The following is an 8,917-nucleotide window of genomic DNA, read 5'->3' on the forward strand; positions in this document are numbered from 1 at the left end:
TCGACCTGCGTGCCCGCGAGCAAGGGACGGACACGTTTGGGGCGATGCGACTTCTCGCTCAGGCAGGCCAGTCCCTCGGCGGCAAAGGCCCGCAGGGTGTTGCGTACGGTTTGCGTGGCGCAGCCGAACAGGGCGGCGATTTCCGTGGCGGTCTTGCCGTCGGCGCTGGCCAGCAGGATCTGGCAGCGCCGCAGCGTGAAGGCTTCCCGGGCACGCAGGCCAGCCTGCAGGGCCTGCCGTTCCTCGGTAGTCAAAGGGCGAACGAATAGAGGTGCTTTCATGGGGCATAGCATCGCCTGATGCCATAATTTCCACAACTACACCCATGAAACTGCACTAGCTAGGTGCTGGTCGTCAAGAACAGCGCCCGGAGCATGGGCCACGGGCATTTCGACAAGCTGGGCTGGATGCTCTACAACGACGGCGCCCCGGTGGTCACCGACTATGGCGCGGCGCGCTTCCTCACATCGAATCCAAGGAGGGTGGCGGCTACCTGAAGGAGAACCAGAGCTGGGCCAGGTAGACCGTCGCCCACAACACCCTGCTGGTGAACGAAACCAGCCACTTCGATGGCCAGTGGATGCTGGGCGAGACGATTGCCCCCAGGCAGATATTCTTCTCGGCAGACGGGCCGACCCGAGTGAGCACCGCGGAAATCGAGGGTGCCTATCCCGACGCGCGCTTCCGCCGCACCCTGGCGCAACTGTCGATAGACGGCCTGGCCAGTCCCGTGGTCGTCGACCTGTTGCGCGCCCAGGGAAGCCGGCCGGCGCAGTACGACTTGCCCCTGCACTACGCAGGACATATCACCGAGGTGGGCTTCCCCACTCCAGTCGAACCCGGCGGATCGACCGGTGCTGGGCAAGGCCAACGGCTATCAGCATCTGTGGGTGGATGCGACAGGCACGCCGGAGGCCGGCAATGCGACGCTGACCTGGCTCAACAATCAGCGCTTCTATACCTACCGCATGCTGCTGCCTGAGGGGGCGAAGATCATCCTGGCCGAGAGCGGCGCCAACGACCCGAACTTCAACCTGCGCCGGGAACCCGTGCTGATCCAGCGCCTGAGCCTGAGCAGTGCCACCGACGCCACCTTCGTGTCCGTGCTCGAGCCGCATGGTTTCTATGACCCGGCCGGGGAGACCGTCACCGACAGCAAGAGCTGCATCGCCGCACTGCGCCATTTCCGTGTGACGGATGCCGACATCGTCGTCCTCGAACTGACCGACGGCCGGACGGTGACGCTGGCCGTGGCGGACGAGGCGGACGCAGCGAAGGTGCATCAGGCCGTGGTCGACGGGAAGGCGCTCGGCTGGACCGGTCATGTCGGCCGCTTCGATGAGCGGACGGCCGGGGAAGCGCGGCAAGAGGTGGCATCCGGGCAGCGCCCGTAACGGTAGCCCTCGGTCGAACCAGGCCTCGCTCTGCCGGGCGAGGCCTGTGGCATTGCCGGCCCACTGCCTGGCAGTCCGCCTCAGGGCCGCCCCACCAGCACCTTCAGGCGCGCGCGCGGGCCCCGCGCCCCGAGCAGGTCGCGGCCCAGCTCCAGCCAGCCGTGCAGGGCGATGCGCAGCGGGTTGTAGCTGTGCAGTGGCCTGGTGAGGCCGTAGCGGATGGGGATCTCCGGGCGGTATTCGACGAAGGTGCCGAACAGCCGGTCGAAGACGATCAGCACGCCGCCGTAGTTGCAGTCCAGGTATTCCGGGTTGCTGGCATGGTGCACCTTGTGGTGGGTGGGCGTGTTCAGCACCCACTCCAGCGGGCCGAGCCGGGGCATCCAGGGCGCGTGCACCCAGAACTGGTAGAGCAGGTTGAGCGTCACCGCGGCGGTCACCGCCAGCGGCGGGAAGCCCAGCCAGACCAGCAGCACGTAGAACAGCCCGTTGCCGGTCAGCCTGCCGGTCCAGCCCAGGCGCAGGGCGGTGGCCAGGCTCAGCTGGTTGGGCGAGTGGTGCACCGTGTGGCTGGCCCAGAACCAGCGGACCCGATGCGCCATCCGGTGATACCAGTAATAGAGGAAGTCCTGGCCGAGGAACAGGGCGACGAAGGCCGCCGGGCTGGACATCTCCAGGGTCTGCAGGCGGTGCTCCCAGGCCAGCACGAACATCGGCGCCACCAGGGAAAGGCCCAGGGCGTCCACGCCGCGGCGGATCAGCGCGTCGGCGAACGAGGCGGCGCTGGCCCGCCAGTCGTAGGAGCCCGGCCGCAGCAGGCTGCGCACCAGCCCCTCGACGCAGGCGATGCCGACCAGCATGAGGAAGGCTGCGGCGAACCAGGGCAGCGCCTGCGGCCCCAGGGTGTCGCGTATCGATTCGCTGGACATGGCGACTCCTCCCTACTGGGCGCCCTTGCGCCGGGCCATCTGTGCCTGGGCGAAGCCCTTGATCTGCTCCAAGCTGACCGAACCCTGCCCCTCGGCGTCGATCGCCGCGAAGTGGCGGGACACGAAGGGCATGCCGGCCTTGGCCTCTTCGGCAGTCAGCCGGCCGTCGCCATTGCTGTCGGCGCGGGCGAAGCGTTGCTGCAGTTCAGCCTGTAGGCGTTCGCCGCGGGCCGGCTCGGCGAGGGCGGCGCCGGCCGTGGCGAACAGGGCGCAGGCGAGGATGACGGGGATGAAAGGGGTACGCATGACGTTTCTCCTGTGAAAGGCTCTGGAAGGGAATCAGCGCGAGAGGCAGGCGATGCTGGCACCGCTGGCGTCCTGGCAGGCGACGCTGCGGGTCAGGCCGCCGTCCCGGCTGTAGGAGGTGTTGCCCTGCACGCTGTTGCCGGTGGCCGCGTTGGTGAGGCTGGTGGAACGGCTCTGGCTCAGCCCCGACTCGGCGGTATAGGTCAGGCCGCCGTTGCTCTGCAGGCTGCTGCCCTGGCTGCCAGTGGCGGACAGGCTGCGTTCGCTCTGGCGGCTGCCGTCGTCGCTGCGCGAACGGCTGGCGCGGCGCTCGAGGCTGCTGCCGTCGCTGCCCTGCAGGCTGATGCCGCGGACGGCGCTGCCGCTGCCCTGGCCGTTCGTGCGGACCACGCGGCGCTCCCCGGCCTGGGCGTCGCCGAACGCCAGGCTGGCGGACAGGGCGAACAGGGCGGCGAAGATGGGTGACAGGGATTTCATGGGATGGACTCCTCTTGGCTGGATGCCGTCGTCTGGCGGCGGAAGTCACTATCGGCGCGAGCCGTGAGCGAACCATTGCCGGCGCCGGGCAATGCGTGACAATCGGTGAGCGGCGGGCGCTTCTGTAACCCTTTGTCATGGATTCCCGCCGCGCCGGGGGCGGCGCCTGCGTCACCCTCATGGCGCAACCGACGGGAGAGACGAAATGGGCGAGGCCCTGGGAAGAATTCTGGTGGTCGACGACGAGCACGACCTGCGCGCGCTGCTGCAGCGCTATCTGAGCGACCAGGGCTATGCGGTGCGCGCCTTGGACGGCGGTCAGTCACTGGAGCGCCTGCTCGGCCGCGAGCGCTTCGACGTGCTGGTGCTCGACGTGATGATGCCCGGCGAGGACGGCCTGTCGCTGTGCCGGCGCCTGCGCGCGCAGGGCGAGACCATTCCCATCGTCATGCTCACCGCCCGCGGCGATCCGCTGGACCGCATCATCGGCCTGGAGATGGGCGCCGACGACTACCTGCCCAAGCCCTTCAACCCGCGCGAGCTGCAGGCGCGCATCGAGGCGCTGATCCGCCGCCAGCGCATGCTCGGCGCCCACAGCGGCCCGCTGCCGGGCGACGGGCGGATCGACTTCGGTCCCTTCAGCCTGCACCTCGGCGAACGGCGCCTGAGCCGCGACGGCCGCGACATCCCCCTGACCAGCGGCGAGTTCGCCCTGCTCCAGGCGCTGGCCCGGCATCCGCGGCGGCCCCTCGGCCGAGACCGGCTGATCGAGCTGAGCCGCGGCCGCGACCACGAGGCCAGCGACCGCAGCATCGACGTGCAGGTCATGCGCCTGCGCCGGGCGATCGAGGACGATCCGGCGCAGCCGCGCTACATCCGGACCGTCTGGGGGATGGGCTACGTGTTCATGCCCGACGGCCGAGCGGAGGAGCAGCCATGAGGCTGCTGCCGCGCAGCCTGTTCGGCCGCAGCCTGTTGCTGATCGCCCTGCTGATCCTGCTCGGCCAGTTGGGCGGGGCGCTGCTGGCCCGCCGGCTGATCCTCGAACCGCGCCTGGAACAGATCGCCATCGGCGTGGCACACAATGCGACGGCCCTGCGCACCAGCCTGCTGGCGTTGCCGCCGGCGCAGCGCGCGGCCTTCGTCGCCCACTTCAACGCGCAGGCCCTGGTCGGCCACAGCATCGCCGGCGGCGACGGGCCGCCCACCCCGCTGCCACCGCTGGAGCGGAACTTCGCCCGGCGCCTGGCCGAGCGTCTGGCCGCCGATGATCTTGAGGTGCACTGGCTGCGCGAGGCCGGCGGCGGCCCGGTGCTGCGCCTGCGCCTGGAGGGCGAGGACCTCTGGCTGGCGGTGCCGGGCATCCTGCCGGAGCGCCTGTTCACCGGCACCTGGCTGCTCGCCTCGCTGGGCGCCGGGCTGCTGGCGCTAGCCGGCGCCCTAGCGATCCAACGCCGCCTGAACCGGCCCCTGACCCGCGTGGTGCAGGCTGCCGAATGCCTCGGCCGCGGCGGCGAACCGGAACCTCTGGCGGAGGACGGCCCGGAGGAAACCGCCAGCCTCAGCCGCAGTTTCAACCGCCTGCGCGACAGCCTGGCGCGCAACGAACGCGAGCGCGCGCTGATGCTGGCCGGCCTCTCCCACGACCTGCGCACGCCGCTGGCCAAGCTGAGCCTGGGCGTGGAGATCCTCGCCGGCCGCGACGAGCCCGAGGTGGCCGCCAGACTGCGGCGCAGCATCGCCGAGATGGACGCTCTCGTCGGGCAGTTCCTCGACTTCGCCCGCGACAGCCGCGAGGAGCCGGCGGTGCTCGGCGAGCTCGACGTCCTAGCCCGGGAAGTGGCGGCCGCCTACGCCGACCATGGCCAGCCGCTGCTGCTGGAGCCGGGTGCGCCGCCGCCGGTGCGCATGCACCCGGCGGCGCTGCGCCGGGCGTTGACCAACCTGCTGGAGAACGCCTGGCGCCATGGCCGTCCGCCGGTACGCCTGCGCACCGGCATGGACGGCGACTGTGCCTGGCTCGAGGTGATCGACAGCGGCGCGGGCCTCGGCGGACGGGATGCCGAGGCGCTGAAGCAGGCCTTCCGCCGTGGCGAGAGCGCCCGCGGCGGGACGGCGGGCGCCGGCCTGGGTCTGGCCATCGTCGAACGCATCGCCCGCGAGCACGGCGGTAGCCTGGAACTCTCCGAACAGCCTGGTCCGGGGCTACGGGCAAGGATCAGTCTGCCCCTGCGAAACGGCTGATCCGGGCTGGCGCCTGAAAAAGCATGGAAACTCTTTCAGCCAGCCTGTCGGTCTTTCCGGTCCCTTCGCGCTCAATACACCGCCGGCACGAAAATCTCCTTGGCCTGGGGGGCACGCAGGTAGTCCGGGTGGTAGACGCGTTCGGGCAGGGCGATGGCCGGGCGGTCGACTTCGCCATAGGGCACCTGGCCGAGCAGGTGATGGATGCAGTTCAGCCGCGCCCTTTTCTTGTCCACCGCCTCGACGATCCACCAGGGCGCCTCGGGGATGTTGGTGCGCTCCAGCATGATTCATTGCCGCCGGCGCGAAAGCCATCTACGCCGACGAGACCAGCCTGGTGGGCTCAATCGGTGTGACCGCGGCCGGTTTCGGGTTCGTGGGGGCGATGGAAAAGCTCGGCGTGGAGCGGCGTAATTACACCTCCGGCGAGCACAAGAGCCTGCTCGATCCTTACAGCCCGCAGAAGCCCGACGAGGTGGAGCTCTGGAACGATCAGATGCGGCTGACCCACGAGAAGTTCATCGAGGCGGTGAAGAGCGGCCGTGGCGAGCGCCTGAGGGCGGACACCCCGAATCTGTTCAGCGGTCTCCTGTGGAATGCCAAGGAGGCCAAGGCCATCGGTCTGATCGACGGGGTCGGCTCCATCGAGACGGTGGCGCGCGACGTGATCCAGGCCGAACACCTGAAGGAGTTCAACGAGGAGCCCAATCCCCTGTCGCGACTGGCCGATCGGCTGGGAGCGTCGATCGGGGCCGGCTTTGCCGGCGGAGCCGTGCAGAGCGTGCTCGAGGCGTTCAAAAGCCAGAAAGTGCTTGGGCAGTAACTGAGATGGCCCACCCAGACGCCTCGCTGATACCCTTCCTACCTCTCGCCCATACGCCGGAGGCGTAGCTGTACGGCTGCATGTGCAAGTGGCACGGCCACGCCTTCGTGGCGGTTGCAGTGCTGCAGCAGCATCTGCGTGCAGAGCGAGGGTATGGATCTGGCCGTGCTGGATACAAACAGCGATTTCGACCGAAATCCCCAAATGCAAATGACCGAGGAAAGCCCATGAAAAAAATGAAACCGCTGCCGGATGCGATCTCTTCCAGTGACATCAAGGGCGTCGATGACTTGGTCGAGGCTCCCGAATCCACTGCGCAGCGCCGGCTGTGGGTGATCGATGATGCACAATATGAATATGACGCTGGAGCGCACGAGCTGAAGGGATTTCCCCGCTTCGGTTTCGAGGCGAAACGCTGGACGAGCCGACTGACGCAGCGGCACGGCGCACGCTGCTGGCGTTGATCAAGACGGGTATAACCTGGCAGCGCGAGCGCTACAGTGTCGAAACGCAGCGGGAGATTCTGGTGGACGTGCTGGCTCGTATGCGTAAGGCACACGAGAACGAGCAAGAAATGCTGCTGACGGTAGAGGACCTGGACTTTCTGAGCGTGACGGCGGTGGGGGATTGGTGGCGTGGCGTTGCGCCCAGTGACGAGTGATAGGCGTTCGCCCCATGCCCACGTTGCTTCCGCCGATCACCGTCGGGTGTGCTCCGCGGCTGCCAGTCCTCCAGGGGCCGGCCTACCATGCCTCCGGCTACTGGTTTGACGTGCAAACCCGCCTCAACGCCCCATCCCAGTTCAACCGGAACCGCGCGAAATCCTCTGCCAGAAACAACCGTCCCTCGTACAGCGCCGCGGCCTCGTCACGAATCGCCTCGATGGAAAGCCCGCGTTTCGGATCGGCCTGGTAGCGAGCACTGAAGTGGGTCAGTACCAGGTTGGCGATGCCGGCCGACTGGGCGAAGGTGGCAACTGCGGCGGCGGTGCTGTGGCCGAAGGCGGCCCTGGCGTCGTTCGCGACGGCCTGGGTGTAGGTGGCCTCGTGAACGAGTACCTGGGCGGTGCGGCAGGCTTCGGCCAGCAGCTCGGGGCGGTCGTTGTCGCCGCCGACCACCATGCGCTGGGGCGGGCGGGTGAGGATCAGGTAGTCGTCGCTGCGCAGCGTGCGGCCCTCGTGCTGCACGTCGATGCCTCGAGCCAACTGGCCCCAGAGCGGGCCGCGGGGGATGCCGTGCCGATCGAGCTTGTCGATGTCCAGGCGCGGGGCCGGGCGGGCCTCGGTGAAGCTGTAGCCATAGCAGGGCACGCGGTGGGAGAGGGCGAAGGCTTCGACGCGCAGGTTGTCGCCCCGCCATTCGCCCAGGCACTCGGCGGCATGGAAGTTCAACTCGAACGGCAGCCAGGTCCGGGTGAGGCGCAGCGTGGTTCTGACCCACGCCTCGATGCCGTCCGGAGCGACGATCTCCAGAGGCTCCTGCCTGCCTTGCATGCCGGCGCTGGCCAGCAGGCCGGGCAGGCCGTAGCAGTGGTCGCCATGGACATGGGTAATGAATATCGCACGCAGCTCATGCAGCGAAAGCGGCGTGCGCAGCACCTGGTGCTGCGTAGCCTCGCCACAGTCCACCAGGTGCCATCCTTTACCGGTCTCCTCCAACAGCGCCAGCCCGGTGACGTTACGGGCCCTGGTGGGGGTTCCGGAGGAGGTGCCGAGAAATAGCAGATCCACGCCCATGCTCCCATTGATTCGTGTCGCGCCACTATGCCGTACAAGTGCGTGCACGCCGGCATCGTCTTTGGGCGGTCAAGGAGAGCTACACCACCCGAGCCGTTCGAATGGCGGCGCACTGCCCGATTCGGGGCCGGGAGGTATCGCAGGCCCTGGCGTGAGGGGGGTGCTGGGTGCGTGTGGTGTCCGCACGATCGCGACGTGAACGCGGCCAGGAACATGCTCGCGGCCGGGCAGGGCCGTCCAGTCGTGGGAGTCCCCCGCTTGTCGCTTCAGGCCAACGCGGTCGAGCAAATAGGCCGGGCAATGCCTAAGCCAAACCTCACCGACCCGCGCCGCGTGTGGGAGAACATCGCCGAGCAGGAGCGCGCATGGTTAAGGGGCGTCTGAGGGAGAGTGCTAAACAGTGAAGACCTCGCCTCGGAGCAGCTCCCAGGAAGCCTTGTCCGGCGCAATCAACAGGCCGCCGTCCAGATGATGGGGCAGATAAGGGCTGCCATCGAGGCGTGCAGCGCATGCACCGGCCTCCAGGCAGATCAGGGTGCCGGCCAGATGATCCCAGGGCATCAGCTTGTAGTACATCAGGTAATGCACATGACCGGCAGCGAGGGTCCGGTATTCGTGCGCCGCACACCGGTAGCTGGCAAGAAAGCGGACTTTGGACAGATTCGCGAGGATTTGTGGCTGCTTGTCTTTCGGCAGATATCCGGTCGAGGCCATGCCGACCATCTGGTCGAGTGTGACGGGGGCGGCCACGGAAAGCCGCTGTGCCTCGCCGTCCGGTCGCCTCAGCCAGGCGCCGCTGCCTTTCTCCGCCATTACCCAATCGTCCCCCATCGGGTCGTAGATGATCCCGGCAACCGTCTCGCCCATGAACACGACCGAGGCCATGACGCCAAAGGCCGGAATACCCGAGGCGAAGTTGGCTGTGCCGTCGACAGGATCGACGACGATGGCAAGTTCGGCATCTTTCAGCCTGCCGAGCAGCGCGGGGTCCGCCGCGACCGATTCCTC

At 68.1% G+C, this 8,917-nt stretch carries 13 protein-coding genes and 2 pseudogenes; 8 read left to right on the top strand and 7 right to left on the bottom strand.

Annotation, left to right across the window (positions count from 1 at the left end):
- On the bottom strand, positions 1 to 281 hold a 281-nt coding region (locus BMY22_RS21785), incomplete at its 3' end, for a helix-turn-helix domain-containing protein (protein WP_143068574.1).
- Between the two features lie 63 nt (positions 282 to 344).
- Between BMY22_RS21785 and BMY22_RS25260 the strand changes: the two genes are divergently transcribed.
- From BMY22_RS25260 to BMY22_RS25090, 3 genes and pseudogenes are all read left to right on the top strand, one after another.
- A complete protein-coding gene (locus BMY22_RS25260) occupies positions 345 to 497 on the top strand; it encodes a heparinase II/III domain-containing protein (protein WP_254791213.1) in 153 nt (50 codons plus the stop codon).
- Positions 498 to 580: 83 nt separating this feature from the next.
- Positions 581 to 751: pseudogene (locus BMY22_RS25265) on the top strand (hypothetical protein); the annotation flags it as partial.
- A 103-nt stretch (positions 752 to 854) separates the two neighbouring features.
- Positions 855 to 1,394, top strand: a complete 540-nt coding sequence (locus BMY22_RS25090) for a hypothetical protein (RefSeq protein ID WP_244158965.1) — start codon at positions 855 to 857, stop codon at positions 1,392 to 1,394.
- A gap of 80 nt (positions 1,395 to 1,474) precedes the next feature.
- Here BMY22_RS25090 and BMY22_RS21795 read toward each other — a convergent pair whose 3' ends face one another.
- From BMY22_RS21795 to BMY22_RS21805, 3 genes are read right to left on the bottom strand one after another with little or no spacing between them, the layout of a single operon-like run.
- The gene (locus BMY22_RS21795) at positions 1,475 to 2,323 is read right to left on the bottom strand and encodes a sterol desaturase family protein (protein WP_090625372.1); all 849 of its coding nucleotides are present in this window, start codon (positions 2,321 to 2,323) and stop codon (positions 1,475 to 1,477) included.
- Between the two features lie 12 nt (positions 2,324 to 2,335).
- On the bottom strand, positions 2,336 to 2,629 hold the full coding sequence (locus tag BMY22_RS21800; protein ID WP_090625374.1) for an EF-hand domain-containing protein: 294 nt from the start codon (positions 2,627 to 2,629) through the stop codon (positions 2,336 to 2,338).
- Positions 2,630 to 2,662: 33 nt separating this feature from the next.
- Positions 2,663 to 3,106: a hypothetical protein gene (locus BMY22_RS21805; RefSeq protein ID WP_090625376.1), complete on the bottom strand. Its 444-nt coding sequence runs from the start codon at positions 3,104 to 3,106 to the stop codon at positions 2,663 to 2,665.
- Between the two features lie 205 nt (positions 3,107 to 3,311).
- On the opposite strand from BMY22_RS21805, the gene ompR reads away from it, so the two are divergent.
- Both ompR and BMY22_RS21815 read left to right on the top strand, forming a co-directional pair.
- Entirely contained in the window at positions 3,312 to 4,046 is a 735-nt protein-coding gene (gene ompR / locus BMY22_RS21810; protein WP_090625377.1) for an osmolarity response regulator transcription factor OmpR, read from the top strand.
- Positions 4,043 to 5,350 carry an ATP-binding protein gene (locus BMY22_RS21815; RefSeq protein WP_090625379.1) on the top strand — a complete coding sequence of 436 codons (1,308 nt, stop codon included), beginning with the start codon at positions 4,043 to 4,045 and terminating at the stop codon, positions 5,348 to 5,350. The genes ompR and BMY22_RS21815 overlap by 4 nt, the downstream gene beginning before the upstream one ends.
- A gap of 71 nt (positions 5,351 to 5,421) precedes the next feature.
- Here BMY22_RS21815 and BMY22_RS21820 read toward each other — a convergent pair.
- Positions 5,422 to 5,637: pseudogene (locus tag BMY22_RS21820) on the bottom strand (polyphosphate kinase 2); the annotation flags it as partial.
- A gap of 50 nt (positions 5,638 to 5,687) precedes the next feature.
- Here BMY22_RS21820 and BMY22_RS21825 point away from each other — a divergent pair.
- The 3 genes from BMY22_RS21825 to BMY22_RS24730 all read left to right on the top strand — a co-directional run bounded on the left by BMY22_RS21825 (position 5,688) and on the right by BMY22_RS24730 (position 6,834).
- Positions 5,688 to 6,173 carry a S49 family peptidase gene (locus BMY22_RS21825; protein WP_244158964.1) on the top strand — a complete coding sequence of 162 codons (486 nt, stop codon included), beginning with the start codon at positions 5,688 to 5,690 and terminating at the stop codon, positions 6,171 to 6,173.
- Between the two features lie 227 nt (positions 6,174 to 6,400).
- The gene (locus BMY22_RS21830) at positions 6,401 to 6,637 is read left to right on the top strand and encodes a hypothetical protein (RefSeq protein WP_090625382.1); all 237 of its coding nucleotides are present in this window, start codon (positions 6,401 to 6,403) and stop codon (positions 6,635 to 6,637) included.
- On the top strand, positions 6,634 to 6,834 hold the full coding sequence (locus BMY22_RS24730; protein ID WP_090625384.1) for a hypothetical protein: 201 nt from the start codon (positions 6,634 to 6,636) through the stop codon (positions 6,832 to 6,834). Before BMY22_RS21830 ends, BMY22_RS24730 begins: the two co-directional genes overlap by 4 nt.
- A 97-nt stretch (positions 6,835 to 6,931) precedes the next feature.
- Here the strand turns inward: BMY22_RS24730 and BMY22_RS21840 are convergent, their stop codons facing one another.
- On the bottom strand, positions 6,932 to 7,903 hold the full coding sequence (locus BMY22_RS21840) for a ribonuclease Z (RefSeq protein WP_090625387.1): 972 nt from the start codon (positions 7,901 to 7,903) through the stop codon (positions 6,932 to 6,934).
- A gap of 399 nt (positions 7,904 to 8,302) precedes the next feature.
- A partial coding sequence (locus BMY22_RS21845; RefSeq protein ID WP_090625385.1) for an inositol monophosphatase family protein occupies positions 8,303 to 8,917 on the bottom strand: 615 nt, incomplete at its 5' end.

The organism is Azotobacter beijerinckii (genome assembly GCF_900110885.1).
GTDB lineage: Bacteria > Pseudomonadota > Gammaproteobacteria > Pseudomonadales > Pseudomonadaceae > Azotobacter > Azotobacter beijerinckii.

What these genes read in the sequence shown, in the direction of transcription:
- BMY22_RS21795 (WP_090625372.1), bottom strand. Translation starts at nt 2,323, where the DNA reads ATGTCCAGCGAATCGATACGCGACACCCTGGGGCCGCAGGCGCTGCCC.
- BMY22_RS21800 (WP_090625374.1), bottom strand. Translation starts at nt 2,629, where the DNA reads ATGCGTACCCCTTTCATCCCCGTCATCCTCGCCTGCGCCCTGTTCGCC.
- BMY22_RS21805 (WP_090625376.1), bottom strand. Translation starts at nt 3,106, where the DNA reads ATGAAATCCCTGTCACCCATCTTCGCCGCCCTGTTCGCCCTGTCCGCC.
- ompR (WP_090625377.1), top strand. Translation starts at nt 3,312, where the DNA reads ATGGGCGAGGCCCTGGGAAGAATTCTGGTGGTCGACGACGAGCACGAC.
- BMY22_RS21815 (WP_090625379.1), top strand. Translation starts at nt 4,043, where the DNA reads ATGAGGCTGCTGCCGCGCAGCCTGTTCGGCCGCAGCCTGTTGCTGATC.
- BMY22_RS21830 (WP_090625382.1), top strand. Translation starts at nt 6,401, where the DNA reads ATGAAAAAAATGAAACCGCTGCCGGATGCGATCTCTTCCAGTGACATC.